Genomic DNA, 18489 nt, shown 5'->3' on the forward strand with positions numbered 1-18489 from the left:
GGCGGATCGTGTCGGCGGTGCACTACGAGAGCTACACCCAGGCGCGTGCGCACCTGAAGGATCTCCTCGACGCGGCCGATGAGGGACGGGGGGCGACCGTACGCCGCAATTCGGGCCGCGCCGCGGTCGTGGATGTGGAGCGGCTGCGCCGCCACCTGTCGCTGGGGTGCCCCTCGAAGGCAGAGGTGGTCGCCGAGGCGGCCGGCTGGTCGGTTTTCCTGCCCGGCCTTCCTCTGGCCGCCGACGGGGGGACCTTCGACGAAGCCATGGAGGAGATGGTCCAGGCCCTGCGCGAGTACGCCAAGGACTGGCAGGACCGGCTGCGCACCGCACCCAACCACGAGGAGAACTGGGGCCTGGTGCAGCTGATCGCCCTGAGCGACGATGCGGAACTGCGCGACTGGCTGGTGGGTGCGGCGCGGTGACCCGGCCCCGTATGCGGCGTCTCACCCCGGCCACACGATCGCCTGCACCTCGCTGTACGCATGCAACGCGTACGACCCCACGTCCCTGCCCACCCCGCTCTTCTTGAAGCCCCCGAATGGGGCCTCCATGTTCCGGCCGACCGTGTTGACGCCGACGCCGCCCGCGCGCAGGCGACGGGCCACGCGGAACGCTCGCGCCACGTCCCCCGACCAGACGTAGTCGATCAGGCCGTAGTCGGAGTCGTTGGCGAGGGCGACGCCCTCTTCCTCCTCGTCGAAGGGGATGACGACCACGACCGGGCCGAAGATCTCCTCGCGGGCGACCCGCATGTCGTTCGTGCAGTCCGCGAGGAGGGTCGGGGCGACGTAGAAGCCCGTGTCGTACGCGGGGCGCTCGCCGCCCGCGACGACCCGCGCGCCCTCCTTGCGGCCCAGCTCGACGTACGACTCGACCCTGTCCCGGTGCGCCGCCGAGATCACCGGGCCCACGACCGTGCCCTCGGCGCGCGGGTCACCGACCTTCAAGTAGCCCGCGTATGCGGCGAGTTGGTCGACTACGCGGTCGTACACCGCCCGCTGCGCCAGGACCCGCGTCGGTGCCGTACAGATCTGGCCGCTGTAGAAGGAGAAGGTCGTCCCGATCCCCCGTACCGCCGACGCCACGTCCGCGTCGTCGAAGACGATCGCCGCGCCCTTGCCGCCCAGCTCCATCAGCTGGCGTTTCATGTCGCGTCCGCACACCTCGGCGATGCGCTGCCCCACCCCCGTCGAGCCTGTGAAGCTCACCATGTCGACGTCGGGCGAGTCGACCGCCGCCTCACCGGCCTCTGCCCGCGAGCCCGAGACGACGTTCACCACACCGGGCGGCGCGCCCGCCGCCTCCAGCGCCTGAGCCATCCGGTAGACCGACAGCGGGTCCTGGGGCGCGGGCTTCACCACCACCGTGTTGCCCATCGCCAGGGCGGGGGCGATCTTGCCGGCCGGGTTCGCCCAGGGGTTGTTGTACGAGGTGATGCAGGTGACCACGCCCACCGGCTGGCGTACGGCCAGTGCGCCCATGACGGCCGCCTTGCCGAACGGGCCCGCCTCGTTGATCTGCGGGACCAGCGCCTCCTCGACCGGCTCCAGCGCGCCCTTCGCGTACCGCCGGAAACGGGCCGCGCCCACCCCCACCTGCATCCCGCGCGCCGTCCCGGTCGTGGCGCCGCTCTCCGCCTGGGCGAGTTCGGCGTACGGGACGAGGTTGCGCTGGATGATGTCCGCCGCCCGGTCCAGGATCGTCGCGCGCTCGGAAGGGGACGTACGCGACCAGGGCCCGAAGGCCTCGCGAGCCGCGGCTGCCGCCGCGTGCACCTGATCCCGCGAGGCCTCCGGCGCCAACCCGACGCCCCCCTCGGTCGCCGGGTCGATCACCTCGTAGAAACCGTCATCGGGCATGACCCACGAGCCCCCGATGAACAGCCGCTGCTCGTCCGTCACTCCGTACTCACCTCGGTCTCACCGCGGTATTCACCGCGGTCACTTGGTGCTCACCGTCCGGGTGTCCCTCCCGGAGCGCAGCACCTTCCCCGGCACCGCACCCGTCACCTGGTCCCCGCGAATCGACTCGACCCCGTTCACCCAGACCGCCGTGATGCCGATCGCCTTGGAGTCCAGCCGCGGGCTGTCTCCCGGCAGGTCGTGCACCAGCGTGGCCGTACCGGCGTCGATGCGTTCCGGGTCGAACAGGACGAGGTCGGCATGCCATCCCTCGGCGATCCGCCCGCGTTCCCGCAGGCCGAAGAGCTGGGCGGGATCGTCGGTGAGCATCTTCACCGCCTGCTCCAGCGTCGCGAGCTTCCGCCCGCGCAGACAGTCCCCTATGAACCGCGTCGTGTACGGCGCCCCGCACATCCGGTCCAGATGCGCCCCCGCGTCGGACCCGCCCAGCATGACGTCCTCGTGCTGCCAGGTCTCGGCGCGCAGCGCCCAGGAGTCGGGGTCGTTGTCGGTCGGCATGGGCCAAAGGACCGTACGCATCTGGTCGTTGGCGCAGATCTCGACGATGCACTCGAAGGGTTCCTGGCCGCGTTCGGCCGCGATGTCCCGTACGACGCGGCCGGACAGCCCCTCGTTCTCGGGGCTGTACGTGTCCCCGATGACATACCGCCCGAAGTGGGCGAGCCGGCGGAAGACCCCCGCCTCCTTGCTGTCCGCACGACGCAGCATCTCGGCCCGTACGTCCCGGTCGCGGAGTTTCGCGATCCGCTCGGGCACCGGCAGGCCGAGGATCTCGCCCCATCCGGGGATCAGATTGAGCGCGCAGAAGGTGCCGAGCGACATGTTCATCGGGGTGAGGATCGGCATCGTCAGCGCGATGATCCGGCCACCGGCCTTACGGGCGCGCTCACTTGCCGCCAGTTGCCTCGGTACGCGGTCGGGGACGGCCGCGTCGATGGTCAGGACGTTCCAGTTCAGGGGGCGCCCCGCCGACGCGCTCATCTCCACGAAGAGGTCGATCTCGTCGTCGCTGAACTGGTCGAGGCAGCCGGCCACGATGGCCTCTATCTGTGTGCCCTCGTGTTCCGCGACGGCACGGGACAGAGCAAGCAGTTCGGCCGGTTGCGCATGCCGCGAGGCGACGGGTTTCCCGTCGCCGTCGGAGTGCGTGGACGACTGGGTGGTCGACAGCCCCCAGGCACCCGCATCCATCGACTCATGGAACAGCCGCAGCATCTCCGCCAGTTGCGCCTCGGAAGGCTGCCCGCCCACCGCGTCCGGCCCCATCGCATACCGCCGCAGCGCGCAATGCCCCACCATGAACCCCGCGTTGACGGCGATCCGCCCCTCGAGAGCATCGAGATACTCCCCGAACGTATGCCAGCTCCACGGCGCCCCCTCCTCGAGCGCGACCAGCGACATGCCCTCGACCTTGGACATCATCCGCCGTGTGTAGTCGGCGTCTTCGGGTCGGGAGGGGTTCAAGGGGGCGAGGGTGAATCCGCAGTTGCCGCCCGCGACGGTCGTCACACCGTGGTTGAGGGAGGGCGTCGCATACGGGTCCCAGAAGAGCTGGGCGTCGTAGTGGGTGTGGGGATCGACAAAGCCGGGGGCGAGGACGAGCCCGCTCGCGTCCTCGCTGGTCCTGGCTTCCTCGGCAACCTTGCCGGGTTCCGCTATGACGGCGATACGGCCGCCGCGTATCCCCACGTCTGCGGTGTACGCGGGCGCTCCCGTCCCGTCCACGACGGTCGCGCCCTTGATCAGATGGTCGAGCATCGCGGAAAACCCCCTAGGAAGCCTGACGGAACCGTGACGTCCGATGCACCGGATCCGTATCGATCTTCGGAATCACGTGCTCACCGACAAGCCGGATCGTCTGCAGCGTGTCCTCACGAGAGATCCCGATCGGCATGCCGAAGGACAGCTGATCGGCCCCGGCCTGCTCCCACCGCTTGCACTGCGTGAGCACCTCGTCCGGATCACCGCAGATCAACAGCTCCTCGGCGATGAGGTGCTCGATGATCTCCTCGTTGAACTCGGGCAGCGTCTCCGGCCACACCGGGAAGCCCTCGGGCCGCGGAAACGTGTCGTGGTAGCGGAAGACGAGCGACTGCAGGTAGTGGAGGCTGCCGCCCGCGGCGATCCGTACCGCCTCCTCGTGCGTCGGCGCGCAGATCGCCGTCGAAGTCACCATCACGTTGTCGTTGACGAAGCCCCCGACCGGCTCCGCCTCGACGATCGCCGTCTTGTACTGCTCCAGCACCCACTCCATGTCGGAGACCTTCTGCACGCTGAAGCCGAGCACGCCCAGGCCCTTACGGGCGGCCATGGCGTACGAGGGCGGGGACCCGGCCGCGTACCACATGGCAGGGTGCGCCTTCCCGTACGGCTTGGGCAGGACCTTGCGCGGCGGCAGCGACCAGTGCTTGCCCTGGAACCCGACGTACTCCTCCTGGAGCCACATCTTCGGGAACTCGGCGATGGTCTCTTCCCAGATCTCCTTGGTGTAGTTCATGTCGGTGACGCCGGGGATGAAGCCGAGGATCTCGTGCGAACCCGCGCCCCGCCCGCTGCCGAACTCGAAGCGGCCCTCGGAGAGATGGTCGAGCATCGCGACCTTCTCGGCGACCTTCACGGGGTGGTTGACCTGGGCGAGGGGATTGAAGATCCCCGACCCCAGATGAATCCGCTCGGTGGCATGCGCCAGATACCCGAGGAAGACGTCGTTCGCCGAGAGGTGCGAGTACTCCTCCAGGAAGTGGTGCTCGGACGCCCAGGCGTACTTGAAGCCGGACTTGTCCGCCTGGATGACGTACTCGGTCTCCTCCATCAGCGCCTTGTGCTCGGCGAGCGGATCGGTCTCGGCCCGCTTGCCCACGTATCCCTGTACAAAGAGCCCGAATTCCAAGGAGGTTCACCGTCCCCAACATCGGTATCTGACGGAACGTCAGATCTGCTTCGCCGACTGTCGCACCGCACCCGCGAAGGGTCAATAGCTGACGGGACGTCAGGGCGTCAGAGAACGCTGACCCCCGCCAGCCAGCCTCCGTCGATCACGAACGGCTGCCCTGTGATGTACGAGGAGTCGTCACCGGAGAGGAAGAGCACCAGCCGTGCCACCTCCTCCGGCTGCCCGACCCGCCCGAGCGGCACGAGCTTGCGGTACAGCCGGTCGATACCTTCGGCGGCCTTCTCCGTGTCCGCGCCGGGATCGAGCTGGGCGGGATTGCTCATGGCGGTGTCGATCGCGCCCGGGCAGACGGCATTGACGCGGATCCCCTTCCCGGCCAGCTCCAGCGCGGCCACGCGGGTCAGCCCGACGATCGCGTGCTTGGTCGCCGCGTACGCACCGACCCAGGCCATGCCCGTCATCCCCGCGTACGAGGCGGTGTTCACGATCGTGCCGCCGCCCGCCGCCTCCATCTCGGGCGCGACCGTCTTGATGCCGAGGAAGACCCCGACCTGGTTGACCTGCACGATCTGCTGGAACTCCTCCAGCGGCGTACTGACCAGCTCGTTGAAGCGCAGGATCCCGGCGTTGTTGACCAGCCCGTCGATCCGCCCGTACGCCTCCTTGGTCACGGCCACCGCGGACTGCCAGTCGGCTTCCTGGCTCACGTCGAGGTGCACGTACCGCGCGCCCAACTCCTTGGCCAGCGCCTCCCCTTGATCGTCAAGTACGTCCCCGATGACGACCTCGGCGCCCTCCGCGACGAAGAGCCGCGCCTCCTGCTCACCCTGCCCGCGTGCGGCACCGGTGATGAGGACGACGCGTCCGTCGAGCTTGCCCATGGGTTTCTCCTTCAGCGGTGGAGGACGCGCGTTGACTGCGTTCCTGACGCTTCGTCACACACGTGGTGACCCTCATGGTCTTAGCTGATGGGCCGTCAGGCAAGGGTTGGCGGCTTCGGTGGGGACAGCACAGCGCCCATAGAGGGCAAGGGGTGGCGGCGTTCTGGCCGTGTGGCAATGGACACGCCAAGTGACCGGCCGGTAGGGACATTTGACTCTGTCGGGGCCACGAAGCGAACGCCAATATTTCCCAACGGGAAGGCAAAAGAACTCCCAATAAACCCCCCATCAAGGAGAGGCCAGAACGTGGCCAAGAGGCGATTCAAGAACAAGAAGGTCCGCTATGTGGCGATCGGCGCGGCGATCACGACGGGTGCCGCCGTTGCCACCGTTCTCCTGCCGTCGGCCAACGCCGCCGAGGAGAAGACCACGGAGCAGATCCTCAAGATGTGCGAAAGGACCAAGGTCCTCAACGGCAAGAAGCAGTCCCTCGAAGACTTTGGCGGCCATGGGATCGCCGGCCCCGGTTTCGAGTCCGACACCTGCGATTTCGTCGAGACAAAGAGCATGGAGTTCTTCGACGGCCCCAAGCAGAAGGTCACGGTTGACTTCCCGAACTGCGAGCCGAACGCCACCGAGCCCGCGAAGGTCGACGCCACTTGGAAGGCGACCGTGGGTCAGGGCGAGGGCAAGTACACCGCGACTCAACAGGGCGCCAGTGGAGGGCTCTTCGGCGCCCTGAGCGGGTCCTGGCTCAAGCACAAGGGAACGACCGACCTGACCCTCGAGACGGTGACCGCCAGCGACACGGAAAAGAGGGAAGTTCCGGTCGGCAAGGTTCTCCACATGGAGTTCACGCCGAAGATGCAGCGCATGACGGGCGTGTGGCGGGTGAAGATCGAGGCGAAGGACAACGGCAGCATCGTCCCGGACACCCAAGCGCAGACCTACGAGGTGGAGGAAGTCGTCGAGGGTCCCGTCACCCTGCCCCGAGCCGCCGGCGCTCCCGGAATCGCGGACGGGGAGCCCGATGACGTCCTGACCGATTGCTGACGGACGCCCGTAACCCAACCCCTCACACTTCCCCCCTCAAGGAGACGCACCATGACACGCATCAGCCGCAAGGGAAATCACCGGAGCAGGAAGAAGCGCATCACCTTCATGCTGGCTCCAGTGGTGGCAGCCGGGGTGGCCGTTCCGCTGATGTACTCGGCGGGTGCCGCCACCCCCTCCGAAGTGTCCAAGGACTGCGCGGAGGACGCCGCCACACTGGAGAACTGCGAATTCGTCGACGTCCAGTTCAAGAGGAACAACCTGGGGCCCAACAAGCGCATTTCCACCCCCTCCAACAACTGCGGAGCCACGACTGCTCTCGAGAAGAGCTTCGCAGTGGCCACGTCGGTGGTCAGGTCCATCACACTCGAAGACGGGTTCGTCGCCTCCGCCGATTCCAAGCTGGGCAACTCGTTCTTCGAGATCGGCGCCAAGTTCAACACGACGGAATTCAGCCTCGAGCGTGACGACACCGGCACCGGCTTCGACTTCTCCAGGACCGACAAGGTGCAGCCCGACCACATCGGCTTCTTCATGTGGTCGGAGAAGCGCACCGACGTGAGCGGGTACCTCAAGGCCACGTACAAGGAGGAGCAGGACGGCCAGAAGGTGTTCTTCTCCCCCAGCGAGGGCGCCAGGACCGTGCATGTCTTCTATCCGCAGATCCTGAAGAACGGCACCCCTGACGGCCGCCTCTGGCTGCGGAACGTGAAGTGCGGTACGCCGCAGGCCGAGGAAGTCCAGGGCGGCAGCAGCCCGCAGAGCGCCGAGATCCGTGCCGAGTCGCAGCAGCCCGGATTCGGCCAGGGCGGCGCGAATATCACGGATGTCGAGATCCCGCTGTCCGAGATTCCGGCGCCGTAACTCTTCGGGAGGACGGCCGTAGCCGACGGTGCCGGCATCACGTCCGGCACCAAGCCCCCGCTTCTCGCGCGGGGGCTTCTTCCGTGCCCGTCACGTCGACGGCGGCGTCAGTGGGCCGCGGACCCCAGGCTGTCGCCGTTCCTGGCGCCCAGCCAGCGCAGGACCGCGTCCGTACTCCCCCGGGCATCCAGCTTGGCGTAGATGTTGCTGAGGTTGTTGCGGACGGTCTTCTCCGTCAGCCTCAGCCGTACCCCGATCTCCTGCGCGCCCAGGCCGGTCGACAGCAACTCCATGATCTGTCGCTCACGGGGCGAGAGCAGGGCCCGCAGCCGTTGTAACGCGTCGTCACGCGGCACCGCCATGCGCTGGGCGCACTCCCTGAGGGCCGCGCACGCCACGGGCGAGAGATAGGTGTGCCCGGTCGTGGCAGCCACGACCGCCGCGGAGAGCATGCAGGTGCAGTAGTCGCCCTCCGCCAGGTAGCCGGCTCCGCCGCGGAAGACGTCGACGATCACGTCGGGGTCGCGCTCGGGACTGATGACGATTACTGACGCGTTCATGTCACCCATAGCGCCGAGCAGCCTCGGAAAGGCTTCCGCAGGGTCCTCGCAGGGCAGCACCACGACGTCCACGGCCTCGTTGTCCCCGTCACGGGCACGGTCGCGCAGGAAATGGTGGGGGGCCGGGGAGTGCAGCACCCGGCCCACGTACGGATCGTCCGGGGCCGGCCAGTCGTCATGCGGCCAGGCGTCCTCGGCGCAGGCCAGGACGACGGTCAGCCTCCAGAGCGAATCGGCAGGCGCAGGGGGGTAGGACGCGTGATTCGCCGCGCTGACGTGCCTGGAAGATCGCATTTCGCGGATCCTTCCGCCGAAGTCATGACCTCTTTACGTACGGGACTCGGGGCGGGCCTGTTCAAATATTCAAAGAAATCGCTGTCATGCTGTCAGACAGGTCGCTTTCCGCTGGGAGGAGCAGGGCGACTGCAGGTGGTTCTTTGACTGCAGGCTGTCTGTGGCTGGTCGCGCCCCGCGGCGGAGCCGCTGATGTCACAGCCCCGCGCCCCTGGGTGGGTGGTGGGTCGGGGCCGTGGGCCGGTGCGTCAGCCCGTCGCAGGGTGGGCATACGGCCCGGTGTCGGTACACAGCGAAGGTGACCTGAGACAGAACCTACGCGACGGGCATACGACGCACCGGCCCACGTCCCCTCCCGCCGGTGGGAGAGCGCGGGTAGTTGGGGTACAGGCTTTTCAGGGCTGGAGATGCGGAGCTACCTCCGACCCGAACATCCCCATCTGGTCCGTGAGTTCGCTTCGGCTTCGGGAGCGGAAGCGGATCTGGATCTGGTGTACGCCCATCGCCTGGTAGGCCCGCAGTGACTCGGCCAGTGCTTCGGGGTGGCCGGAGAGGGTGCGGCGGCCCACGTCCCAGGCCGGGTCCCCTACGTACAGCGGCTCGGTGATGGCACCGACGACTACGGGCTCGGTGACGCCCGCCTCCTCCCGTATGCGCTTCAGCCGGGCGATCTGGTCCGGCAGGCGGTCCCGGGGGTCGCCCTGCGGCAGCCAGCCGTCCCCCTTGACCGCGGCTCGGCGTACGGCGGCGGGCGAGGAGCCGCCGACCCAGAGGGGTACGTGGGCCTGCGTCGGGCGGGGCCGCTGACCGAGGCCTTCGAAGTCGTACAACTTGCCGTGGTGCTCGGGGAATTCATCGCGGCCGAGGGCGGACCGGAGCGCGTCGATGGTCTCGTCGAGCACGGATCCGCGCCGCTCGAAGTCGACGCCCAGCGCCTCGAACTCCTCCTGTACGTGGCCGGCGCCGACTCCGAGGATCAGACGGCCGCCAGAAAGGTGGTCGAGGGTCGCGTACTGCTTGGCGGTGATGAGCGGGTGGCGGAGTCCGACGACGGCGACATGGCTGAGCAGCCGTACGCGCTCGGTGGCCGAGGCCAGGAACGCGAGGGTGGCGACCGGGTCGTACCAGACGGTGCTCATCGCGGCCGCGAGGCGGCGTGGGATGGCGACATGGTCGCAGCTCGCGAGGTACGCGAAGCCGGAGTGGTCGGCCGCGCGGGCGATCTCCAGAAGGTCGTCGGGGCCGGCCGCCGCCTCCCAGGCCTCGGCGTAGATCGTGCTCTGTGACTGGACCGGGAGCTGCATCCCGTACAGCAGCGGGCTGCTCAACGGGCACCGCCCGGTCCGGCCCAGAGCCCGTCCTGAGTCAGCCCCAGCAGCTCGATCGCGTTCCGCCGTACGATCCGGTCGACGACGTCCGCGTCCAGGTGCCCCATCTGCGCCTCGCCGACCTCGCGGGACTTGGGCCAGGTGGAGTCGGAGTGGGGGTAGTCGGTCTCGTAGAGCACGTTCGGGACGCCGATCGCGTCGAGGTTCTTCAGGCCGAAGGCGTCGTCGAAGAAGCAGCCGTAGACGTGCTCGGCGAAGAGTTCGGAGGGCGGGCGGTGGACCTTGTCGGCGACTCCGCCCCAGCCGCGGTTCTCCTCCCAGACGACGTCCGCGCGCTCCAGGATGTACGGGATCCAGCCGATCTGGCCCTCCGCGTACATGACCTTGAGGTTCGGGAAGCGTTCGAACTTTCCGCTCATCAGCCAGTCGACCATCGAGAAGCAGCAGTTGGCGAAGGTGATGGTGGAGCCGACGGCGGGCGGTGCGTCCGCGGAGGTGGAGGGCATCTTGCTGCTGGACCCGATGTGCATGGCGATGACGGTGCCGGTCTCGTCGCAGGCGGCGAGGAACGGGTCCCATTCGTCCGTGTGGACGGACGGCAGTCCCAGGTGCGGGGGTATCTCGGAGAAGGCGACGGCGCGTACGCCGCGAGCGGCATTGCGGCGCACCTCCTGCGCCGCCAGCTCGGCGTCCCAGAGGGGGATGAGCGTGAGCGGTATCAGCCGTCCCTGTGCCTCGGGGCCACACCACTCCTCGACCATCCAGTCGTTGTACGCGCGCACCCCCAGCAGACCGAGCTCGTGATCCTTCGCCTCCGTGAAGGTCTGGCCGCAGAAGCGGGGGAAGGTGGGGAAGCAGACGGCGCTCTGGACGTGGTTGACGTCCATGTCGGCCAGGCGCTGCGGGACGTCGTACGAACCCGGGCGCATCTGCTCGTACGTGATGATCTCCAGCTTGATCTCGTCCCTGTCGTACCCCACGGCGGTGTCGAGACGGGTGAGGGGACGGTGCAGGCCCTCGTAGACCCACCAGTCGCCGATGGGGCCGTCGTCGCCGGGATTGCCCATGACGGGGGCGAACTTGCCGCCCAGAAAGGTCATTTCCTTGAGCGGTGCGCGGACGATCCGGGGTCCTCGGTCCTGGTACTTCGACGGGAGCCGGTCCCGCCAGACGTTGGGGGGCTCCACTGTGTGGTCGTCCACCGAGATGATCTTCGGGAAGGTCTCCATGGTCTCCATGAGGTCTTACGGTAGCGCTGATCTGACGGGGCGTCAGCTATGCGGATCGGGGCTCTCTGGTCGGGCTCTCGTCGGCTCCTCTTGACGGCCGCCCCTGTCTCCACCCCTGTATCCGTCCGCGGTGAGCGGTCTCTAGGTTGAGAGGACCATGTGAGGGCCGTGTGAGACGTTTCAGTTCACGGCACGTCGGCCTGTGATCGGCGTCTCCCACGGCTGACGTATGCGGCGTTCACAAGGCAAACTGGCCTGGTTGTCATGACAGTTCGACAGGGGTTCGGCAGGGGGACAGCGATGGACGGTGTACCGCGAGTAGAGCCGCTGGAGCGGGGGCGCCCCGAGGAATCGGCCGCGCCGCTCCGCTTCAGCCTGCTCGGCCCGGTACGCGCCTGGCACGGCGCGGAGTCCCTGCCCACCGGTTCACCACAGCAGCGCGCGCTGCTCGCGGCACTGCTCCTGCGCGAGGGCCGTACGGCCACGGCGTCCGAACTGATCGACGCCCTCTGGGGCGAGGAACCCCCCTCCCAGGCGCTGGCGGCGGTCCGTACGTACGCCTCCCGCCTCCGGAAGGTCCTCGGCTCCGGAGTCCTGGTCAGCGAGTCGGGCGGGTACGCGATCCGCTCGCTCGGCGAGGGGGCCCTGGATCTGGCCCTGGCCCAGGAGCTGGCGGCGGACGCCGAGAAGGCCCGTACCGCCGGGGATCTGTGCCATGCGCGCGTCCTGCTGAACAAGGCACTGAGCCTGTGGGACGGGGAGGTCCTGGCGGGCGTTCCGGGTCCGTACGCGGACACGCAGCGGACTCGGCTGGAGGAATGGCGGCTCCAACTCGCCGAGACCCGCCTCGACATGGACCTCGAGCAGGGCTGCCACGCGGAGGCCGTCTCCGAGTTGACGGCCCTGACGGCGGCCCATCCGCTGCGCGAGCGCCTGCGGGAGCTGCTGATGCTGGCGCTGTACCGCAGCGGGCGGCAGGCGGAGGCGCTGGCGGTGTACGCGGACACGCGGCGCCTGCTGGCGGACGAGCTGGGCGTCGACCCGCGGCCGGGGTTGAAGGACTTGCAGCAACGGATCCTGCAGGCGGACCCGGCCCTGGCGGAACCGTCGGCGCCGGTGGAGGAGCCCGCGGCGGCGCCGGTGAAGCCGGCGCAACTGCCTGCCACCGTCTCGGACTTCACCGGCCGAGCGTCCTTTGTGGCCGAGCTGAGCGAGGTGCTGTCGGCGGCGTCCGCGGCCGAGGGCCGGGTGATGGCGGTGTCGGCACTGGCCGGCATCGGGGGCGTGGGGAAGACGACCCTCGCCGTGCATGTGGCGCACCAGGCGCGGTCCTCGTTCCCCGACGGTCAGTTGTACGTGGACCTCCAGGGGGCGGGGGCGCGGGCGGCCGAGCCGGAGACGGTGCTGGGGGCTTTTCTACGGGCTTTGGGGACTGCCGACTCCGCCATCCCGGACTCGCTGGAGGAGCGTGCGGCTCTGTACCGGTCGGTCCTGGACGGGCGGCGAGTGCTGGTGCTGCTGGACAACGCGCGGGACGCCGCCCAGGTGCGTCCGCTCCTGCCCGGTACGGAGGGCTGCGCGGCGCTGGTCACTTCGCGCGTACGGATGGTGGACCTGGCGGGCGCGCACCTGGTGGACCTGGACGTGATGTCTCCCGAGGAAGCGCTCCTGCTCTTCACGAAGATCGTGGGCGAGGAACGGGTGGCGTCGGAGCGGGAGGCCGCGCTGGACGTGGTGGCGGCGTGCGGTTTCCTGCCTCTCGCCATCCGGATCGCGGCGTCGCGACTGGCTGCCCGTCGTACGTGGACGGTGTCGGTGCTGGCGGCGAAGCTGGGCGATGAACGGCGGCGTCTTGATGAGCTGCAGGCCGGAGATCTGGCGGTCGCGGCCACCTTCGAGCTGGGGTACGGGCAGTTGGAGCCGGCGCAGGCCCGGGCGTTCCGGTTGCTGGGGCTGGCGGACGGGCCGGACATCTCGCTGGCCGCGGCTGCGGCGGTCCTGGACCTCCCCGTCGAGGAGACGGAGGACTTGCTGGAGTCGCTCGTCGATACGTCGCTGCTCGAGTCTGCGGCTCCTGGGCGGTATCGGTACCACGACTTGGTGCGTCTCTACGCGCGTGCATGTGCGGAGAGGGATGAGCAGCCGCCCAGTGAGCGGGAGGCGGCGATGTCTCGGTTGCTGGACTTCTACCTGGCCACGGCGGCGGGGGTTTATGCGATCGAGCGGCCGGGGGACCGGCTGGTGGATCACCTGGAGGCGACGGAGTACGCGGGGCTGCAGTTCACCGAGGGCGCCGCCGCCCTGGACTGGCTGTACACCGAGGCGGCTTCCCTGTTGGCCTGCGTACAGCAGTCCGCGGGCACGGACAGGCTGCGGCGCGCGGTCGACCTCCTGTGGATGGCCAAGGATCTGACCGAGTCGGGCGCGAACTCCCACCAGTACGAGACAACGGCCAGAGCGGCGTGCGAGGCCACTCGGGCCGCGGGAGACGTACGTGCGGAGGGCAGAGCACGTACGACCCTTTCCCAAGTCCTCCTGGTCTCCGGACGTATCGAGCAGGCGGCGGAACAGGCCGAGCTCGCCATGGAACTCGCGGCCTCCGCCGAGGACATCACCGCGCGGAGCTGGGCGGCCAACGACCGGGGTTACATCTTCCTGCGACAGAAGCGGTACGTGGACGCCAAGAAATCCTTCGACCAGGCGATAAAGGGCTACCAGGCGGTCGGTAACAGGCTCAACGAAGCAGTCGCCCTGGTCAACCTCTCCCGAGCCAACCTGGGGATGGGCAATGTCGCGAAGGCGGTCGAGATCGCACAGCGCGCGCTCGCGGCCCACGTCGAGTTGGGAAGGCCGATGCGCCTCGGCAACGGGCATTACAACCTGGGCATGGCTCTGACCGGGGCCGGACGTCACGCCGAGGCGCTGAGCGAGTTCTCCGACGCCCTGAGCAACTTCGCCGATCATCGCCAGCGGCTCTGGGAGGGAACCACCCACTTCCGGATCGCCGAAGTACACCTCGCCCTCCGTCACCCCGCACGAGCGGCCCAAGGGGCTGAACAGGCGCTCGCGCTGGGCTGCATCGGCGGCGACTGGATGCGGGGCAATGTCCTGACCCTCCTCGGGCGGGCACTCTCCGCTCTGGGGCAGGCGGACCGGGCGCAGGCATGCTGGCGGGAAGCTCTCAACCTCTACGAAAAGAACGGCGTCGCCGAGGAAGCCGACGAGGTACGCGCGTTGCTCATGCCTGCCGCGGCGGCCTGAGCATGCCTGAGCAACAGGAGGCGCTCCAGTGTGTTGCGGGCGTTCAGCATTCGTTTATCGCCGCAAGGCACTGTCTTATCCGTCACACCGTCGCGTCGGGGGGCAGGCGGTCTGACCAGGAGCCCGATCGGGGGATACGGCTCCGCGACGCCCGTCCGGTGGCCCTCGGGGGAGCATCCGGGCGGGCGTTCCTCACTCCGCACTCACTAGAGAAGAGGAAATTGAACACATGACCGAGAAGGCCAAGGACACGGACCTCCAGCCCAACGACAACACCCCGCCCAGCCAGCCGGTGGGCAAGGAGACCTTCACCACGCTGGACAACACCCCGCCGAGCGAGCCGGTGTCGGACGGGGACGCCACCACCCAGGACAACACCCCGCCCAGCCAGCCGGTGTCAGACGGGGACGCCACCCCCCAGGACAACACGCCGCCGAGCTGACACTCCAAGTAGCCCACCTCCCGACGGGGGATCGGCCGCGGCGGCGCGGAGGGGGAGCCGTCGCGGCCGAGGCGTGTCCGGGGCCCGGTTCAGGTCAATCGGTGGCGCGAACCGTTCGGCCCGCTCGAACAATCGCCCCCCTGACGCCGTCACTTGAGCCGCCGCTACCTGGACTTCCTCAGCGACGAAGCCCCGGTCAGCAGCCGCGGAACCCCGGCCGGGAGCCAATGAACCGTGGCTCGCCGCCAGGAGCCGCTTTTCAGCTGATGTGGTTCGTCCAGCCGACTTCGAGGTAGGTCGTGCGGACCAGCGGGTTGGCGCCGGCGCCGCCGCTTTCCAGAACGCGGCTTGTATCCGGGTCGATGACGTAGCGGAGGGAGTACTGCAAGGAAACGGGCTTGGCGCCCGGCTTGCCCACCTTGTCCACCTGCCTGGTGTCGCGGAGGACGATCTCAGTGCCCGGACGGCCCCGGCTGTCCTTGACCTCGGGGGTCATGGTCACCCCCGGAGTCTCCGCGACGATCTGGAAGAGCGCGGAGCGCAGGTCAGGGCTCGCGGGTGACTCCGCCAGCAACGGCATGATCTGCTCGAACCGTGCCTCGGCGTTCTTGGAGAAGCGGGCCTTCAGCTTCTCCGGTTCGGTGGGCAGCTGGTCGAATTCGGTCCAGGGCAGGCGTCGGTCGCCCACGTTCCAATCAGCGATGTTGTGGCCGGACCTGCTCACCTTGCCGTTCGGGTTCCGAATCCATGTGGCGCCCGCCCGGTCGCTGTAGACGGTCACCGTCGCCGTCCTCCGGCCGTCCTTCGCCCAGTAATGGACCATCCAGTACTTTCCGTGGGTCGCCGGTTCCTCTGCCGAGACCTTCGCCATGTCGTTCAGGAACTCCGAGGCCGCCGAGGCCGCCGACGGAGGCTTGCCGCCTACATCCAGCACCGGGTAGACGGCCGCGCCCACGGCGATGGCGGCCACCGCCGCGGCAGTGGCCAGGACGCGTGCACGAAGCGGGAGGCGGCGCCGTCGCGGGGGCGTGCCCGGCTCGTCGGGGTCGAGGACGACCAGCGGGTCCTCCGACAGGTCCTCCGGGGGTGCGAGGGAGGCCGCGGGGACTCCTCGTCGGGCCGCGGCGAGGGGTACCACACTGTCGTGCGCGGTGGCGGTGTGTGCCTGTTCGGTCTCGCGGTCCGCGAGGAGCACCAGCCCCTCACGTACGGCCGCGATGCTGTCCGCCGACGGCGGGGCCACGGTTCCGGCCGCGATCAGTTCGTCGGCGCCGGGGAAGTCGAGAAAGTCGTCGCGTTCGGTCGTGCCGGTCATGTCGGGTCTCCGGTCAGGTCGAAGGGCGCGCCCGAGCGCATACGGTTGCGGGCGCGGTGCAGACGGGTGCGGGCCGTCGCGGCGGGAATGCCGACCACGTCTGCAGCCTCGCTGGGCGTCAGCTGCTCCCAGGCGACCAGGAGCAGCAGTTCCCGTTCGTCGGAGGGGAGCTGAGCGAGGAGCTCGCGCAGCCTGGGGGCCACAGCGGCCGCGACAAGCCGGTCGTCCACGGCCTCCCAGGGGTCGTCGTCGCCGGTGGCCCGCGGGATGTCCGGGCGGGCCGCCGAGACTCGCCGCCAGTGCGCGGAGAGCACGTTCCTGGCAACGCCGAACAGCCAGGCCCGTACGGAACCGCGGGCCGGGTCGAACCCACGTCGCGTCGCGTACGCCTGGAGCCACAGCTCGGCGAGCAGATCGTCGGCGGCTCCGGGCGCGCGGCGCGCGAAGTAGCCGTGCAGGGCTGTCGAATGGCGCTCCACCAGCGGCTCGAAGGAGGCCGGGTCGCGTGCCGTACGGCCCAGCAGCTCCTCGTCGTCCAGGCCCGTTGTCATGGGACCTCCGTCTCCGGACCGCCGGTCGACGGTCTCACCCCGTACTTGGCGAAATCCACCGACAGCGTTCGCGCATGACCATCTCCCGCCACGAGTGCGTGTACATACCCCAGGTCACCGCCTGGCCTGCCTGAACCCGCTCACCGCCCCCGCAACTCCCCCTTGACCACCTTCCCGCTCGCATTCCGAGGCAGCTCCCCCACGAACTCCACCACCCGCGGCACCTTGTAGTTCGCCATCTCGCGTCGTGCCCACGCGATCAGGTCGTCCGAGGTCAGGGTCGCCCCGGGGCGGCGTACGACATACGCCTTGCCCACCTCGCCCAGCCGTCCGTCCGGGATGCCGATCACCGCGACGTCCGCGACGTCCGGGTGGAGGCCTAGGAGTTGCTCGATCTCCGCCGGGTACGCGTTGAAGCCGCCGACGATGAACATGTCCTTGATGCGGTCGGTGATACGGAGGTTGCCCGCGGAATCCAGGACGCCGACATCCCCCGTACGCAGCCAGCCGTCCGGCGTCAGCACGGCGGCCGTGGACTGCGGGTCCTCGAAGTAGCCCCGCATGACGTTGAAGCCGCGGACCAGGACCTCCCCCGGGGAGCCGGGCGGCGAGGCCGCTCCCGTCGGTCCCACCACCTTCACCTCCGTGTCCGGGATCGCCCGCCCCGACGTGGACGCGATCACCGCCGGCTCGTCCCCGCGGCGGCACATCGTGACGATGCCGCTCGCTTCGGAGAGTCCGTACGCGGTCAGGACCGTCCCGACGCCGAGTTCCGTACGGAGGCGTTCCACCAGGCGTAGTGGCACGACAGCCGCGCCTGTCACCACCAGGCGCAGGGCCGAGAGGTCGTACGCGTCGCGGGACGGGTGGTCCAGGAGGGACTGGTGGAGCGTCGGCGGGCCGGGGAGGACCGAGATCCGTTCCGACGCGATGTTCGCCAGCGCCGTGTCCACGTTGAACACCGGCTGCGGGATCATCGTCGCGCCCCGCATCAGGCAGGCGATGACGCCCGCCTTGTAGCCGAAGGTGTGGAAGAAGGGGTTCACGATCAGGTAGCGGTCGCCCGCACGGAGCCCGGCCAGTTCGCTCCACACCTCGTACGCCCGCAGCGTCTGCGCATGCGTGATCACCGCACCCTTGGGACGGCCCGTCGTACCCGAGGTGAAGATGATGTCGGAGGGCGAGTCGGGAGCCAGGGCCGCCGAGCGTGCCCGTACCTCCGGCTCGCCGACGCCGTCTCCGCTCGCCAGGAAGTCCTTCCACGTACGGAAGTCGGCGGGTGCGTCGTCGGACAGCACCACCACCTGCTCCAGGTGCGGCAGTCCGGGGAGAGGTCCTTTGCCCGGCCCCTCCGAACCCGGCCCCTCCGAAGCCGCCCGCCGCAACGACGCCACGTACGACGTCCCCAAGAACGTCCCCGTCACAAAGAGCAGCCGCGCCCGGCTGCGCGCCAGCACATACGCCGCCTCGGCCCCCTTGAAGCGCGTGTTCAGCGGTACGAGCACTGCCCCGGCCGACACCGCGCCCAGCGCCGAGACGATCCAGTCCAGCGAGTTCGGCGCCCAGATGGCGACGCGGTCGCCGGCCTGGACACCGTTCGCGACGCAGGCGGCAGCCGCTCGCTCCACGCGCGCGCCCAGTTCCGCGTACGAGATGCGCGTACGCCCCTCCACGACCGCCTCGGCGTCGCCGTACCGGTCGGCCGCCGCACGGACCAGCCCCGGGATGCTGCCCCACGCCCCACGCGTCAAGTCTCCGCGCACCAAGTCCCCGCGCATCGCAAGCCTCCCCAATACCCACAGGCGTACCGGCATACTGACGTACCACTAGCTGACTACCCGTCAGATTAGCTGTAGCCTGACGGACTGTCAGCAGTCCGGACCAGTGCGGACT

Annotated in this window: 15 protein-coding genes; 5 read left to right on the top strand and 10 right to left on the bottom strand. The window is 69.0% G+C overall.

All coding sequences use genetic code 11. From position 1 onward, the window contains the following. Positions 1–8: 8 nt before the first annotated feature. On the top strand, positions 9–425 hold the full coding sequence (locus ACGFNK_RS06315; protein ID WP_393412500.1) for a prevent-host-death protein: 417 nt from the start codon (positions 9–11) through the stop codon (positions 423–425). A gap of 21 nt (positions 426–446) precedes the next feature. On the opposite strand, the gene ACGFNK_RS06320 is transcribed toward ACGFNK_RS06315, so the two are convergent. The 4 genes from ACGFNK_RS06320 to ACGFNK_RS06335 all read right to left on the bottom strand — a co-directional run bounded on the left by ACGFNK_RS06320 (position 447) and on the right by ACGFNK_RS06335 (position 5699). Further along, on the bottom strand, positions 447–1862 hold the full coding sequence (locus tag ACGFNK_RS06320) for an aldehyde dehydrogenase family protein (RefSeq protein WP_393413255.1): 1416 nt from the start codon (positions 1860–1862) through the stop codon (positions 447–449). An 81-nt stretch (positions 1863–1943) separates the two neighbouring features. Continuing rightward, positions 1944–3683 carry an amidohydrolase family protein gene (locus ACGFNK_RS06325; RefSeq protein ID WP_393412502.1) on the bottom strand — a complete coding sequence of 580 codons (1740 nt, stop codon included), beginning with the start codon at positions 3681–3683 and terminating at the stop codon, positions 1944–1946. Positions 3684–3696: 13 nt separating this feature from the next. Then, complete coding sequence (locus ACGFNK_RS06330; RefSeq protein ID WP_386336725.1) at positions 3697–4815, bottom strand: LLM class flavin-dependent oxidoreductase; 1119 nt, start codon at positions 4813–4815, stop codon at positions 3697–3699. Positions 4816–4922: 107 nt separating this feature from the next. Further along, the gene (locus tag ACGFNK_RS06335; protein ID WP_393412504.1) at positions 4923–5699 is read right to left on the bottom strand and encodes an SDR family NAD(P)-dependent oxidoreductase; all 777 of its coding nucleotides are present in this window, start codon (positions 5697–5699) and stop codon (positions 4923–4925) included. 306 nt (positions 5700–6005) lie between these two features. Between ACGFNK_RS06335 and ACGFNK_RS06340 the strand changes: the two genes are divergently transcribed. Both ACGFNK_RS06340 and ACGFNK_RS06345 read left to right on the top strand, forming a co-directional pair. Beyond that, positions 6006–6752, top strand: coding sequence for a hypothetical protein (locus ACGFNK_RS06340; RefSeq protein WP_393412506.1), 747 nt, complete (start codon positions 6006–6008; stop codon positions 6750–6752). Positions 6753–6803: 51 nt separating this feature from the next. After that, positions 6804–7616 carry a hypothetical protein gene (locus tag ACGFNK_RS06345; protein ID WP_393412508.1) on the top strand — a complete coding sequence of 271 codons (813 nt, stop codon included), beginning with the start codon at positions 6804–6806 and terminating at the stop codon, positions 7614–7616. Positions 7617–7723: 107 nt separating this feature from the next. Here ACGFNK_RS06345 and ACGFNK_RS06350 read toward each other — a convergent pair whose 3' ends face one another. The 3 genes from ACGFNK_RS06350 to ACGFNK_RS06360 all read right to left on the bottom strand — a co-directional run bounded on the left by ACGFNK_RS06350 (position 7724) and on the right by ACGFNK_RS06360 (position 11027). After that, the gene (locus ACGFNK_RS06350; protein ID WP_393412510.1) at positions 7724–8470 is read right to left on the bottom strand and encodes a response regulator transcription factor; all 747 of its coding nucleotides are present in this window, start codon (positions 8468–8470) and stop codon (positions 7724–7726) included. A 395-nt stretch (positions 8471–8865) separates the two neighbouring features. After that, positions 8866–9774, bottom strand: a complete 909-nt coding sequence (locus ACGFNK_RS06355) for an LLM class F420-dependent oxidoreductase (protein ID WP_393413257.1) — start codon at positions 9772–9774, stop codon at positions 8866–8868. 20 nt (positions 9775–9794) lie between these two features. After that, a complete protein-coding gene (locus ACGFNK_RS06360; protein ID WP_393413259.1) occupies positions 9795–11027 on the bottom strand; it encodes an amidohydrolase family protein in 1233 nt (410 codons plus the stop codon). Positions 11028–11327: 300 nt separating this feature from the next. Between ACGFNK_RS06360 and ACGFNK_RS06365 the strand changes: the two genes are divergently transcribed. Both ACGFNK_RS06365 and ACGFNK_RS06370 read left to right on the top strand, forming a co-directional pair. Beyond that, positions 11328–14288 carry a BTAD domain-containing putative transcriptional regulator gene (locus tag ACGFNK_RS06365; RefSeq protein WP_393412512.1) on the top strand — a complete coding sequence of 987 codons (2961 nt, stop codon included), beginning with the start codon at positions 11328–11330 and terminating at the stop codon, positions 14286–14288. Between the two features lie 229 nt (positions 14289–14517). Further along, positions 14518–14730 carry a hypothetical protein gene (locus ACGFNK_RS06370; RefSeq protein ID WP_386336713.1) on the top strand — a complete coding sequence of 71 codons (213 nt, stop codon included), beginning with the start codon at positions 14518–14520 and terminating at the stop codon, positions 14728–14730. Between the two features lie 259 nt (positions 14731–14989). Here the strand turns inward: ACGFNK_RS06370 and ACGFNK_RS06375 are convergent, their stop codons facing one another. The 3 genes from ACGFNK_RS06375 to ACGFNK_RS06385 form a co-directional block, all read right to left on the bottom strand. After that, positions 14990–16045 carry a hypothetical protein gene (locus tag ACGFNK_RS06375; protein ID WP_393412514.1) on the bottom strand — a complete coding sequence of 352 codons (1056 nt, stop codon included), beginning with the start codon at positions 16043–16045 and terminating at the stop codon, positions 14990–14992. After that, positions 16042–16596, bottom strand: coding sequence for an RNA polymerase sigma factor (locus tag ACGFNK_RS06380; RefSeq protein ID WP_393412516.1), 555 nt, complete (start codon positions 16594–16596; stop codon positions 16042–16044). Before ACGFNK_RS06380 ends, ACGFNK_RS06375 begins: the two co-directional genes overlap by 4 nt. Positions 16597–16736: 140 nt before the next feature. After that, the gene (locus tag ACGFNK_RS06385; protein WP_393412518.1) at positions 16737–18374 is read right to left on the bottom strand and encodes a FadD3 family acyl-CoA ligase; all 1638 of its coding nucleotides are present in this window, start codon (positions 18372–18374) and stop codon (positions 16737–16739) included. Positions 18375–18489 lie beyond the last annotated feature (115 nt).

Source organism: Streptomyces sp. NPDC048825 (assembly GCF_043198355.1).
Lineage (GTDB): Bacteria > Actinomycetota > Actinomycetes > Streptomycetales > Streptomycetaceae > Streptomyces > Streptomyces xiangluensis.